Source organism: Mycobacterium asiaticum (genome assembly GCF_001668675.1).
GTDB lineage: Bacteria > Actinomycetota > Actinomycetes > Mycobacteriales > Mycobacteriaceae > Mycobacterium > Mycobacterium asiaticum_D.
The window spans coordinates 1-958 of the sequence record NZ_LZKQ01000001.1 but is presented as its reverse complement, the minus strand read 5'-3'; the positions used below and the strand labels follow the sequence as shown (position 1 = coordinate 958).

Genomic DNA, 958 nt, shown 5'->3' with positions numbered 1-958 from the left:
ATCTGGCCGGGGTGGTGCGCAGTGTGCAGTCGGGCACTGGTGGTCTGGCGAATCTGCGTCTGCATGAGCTCGGTGGCATACCGACCGGCGGCGCCACGGCGGCCAGTGGTTGGGGATCGTTGGGGCGCAATGGTTTTGGGTCGGGTTCCTGGGGCCGTTTCGGCGGTTCGGGTGCTGGTTTGCAGGCGTTGGTTGCGGGTCTGTCCGGTTCGGGTGGGTTGAACAGTCTGCTCAACAGCGCCACCGTGACGACGGCGTTGACCGGCGCGTTGAGCAGCCCGACTGTGGCCACCTTGCTCAACAGCCCGACTGTGGCCAACCTGCTGAACAGCCCCAGCGTGTCCAGCTTGCTGAGCAGCCCGACCGTGAGCAGCCTGCTGCGTAGCCCGGTGGTCAGCAGCCTGCTGAGCAACCCGGCTATCAGCACCCTGCTGAGTGGGACGAGTCTGTCGGCCAAGCTGAATGGTTTGTTGACGGTGAACCCTGCCGCCGCTGAGGCGGCGGTCACCGACATCTTCGGTAATACCGGCACCGGCAATATCGGGTTCGGCAATACCGGTGACAACAACATTGGGTTCTTCAACACCGGTGACGGCAACGTGGGTATCGCCAACTCCGGCTTTGACCTCAAGGGCATTCTGAACGCCGGGGTCGGTAATGCGGGGTTGTTCAACACCGGCAGCTACAACACCGGGATCGGGAATTCCGGTATCGGCAACACCGGGTTGTTTAATCCGGGCAACTTCAACACCGGTATCGGTAACCGCGGAAGCTATAACACCGGAAGCTTCAATGCGGGCAGCTTCAACAGCGGTGATTTCAACGGCGGTGACACCAACACGGGTTGGTTCAATACCGGCAACCTCAACACCGGTATCGGCAACTCCGGCAACATCAACACCGGTATCGGCAACTCCGGCAACATGAACAACGGGATGTTCGTCCGCGGCGACGCCCA

At 61.6% G+C, this 958-nt stretch carries 1 protein-coding gene; it reads left to right on the top strand.

Going from position 1 to position 958, the window contains the following annotated elements:
• Positions 1–23 precede the first annotated feature (23 nt).
• On the top strand, positions 24–958 hold a 935-nt coding region (locus A9X01_RS32120), incomplete at its 3' end, for a pentapeptide repeat-containing protein (RefSeq protein WP_436405213.1).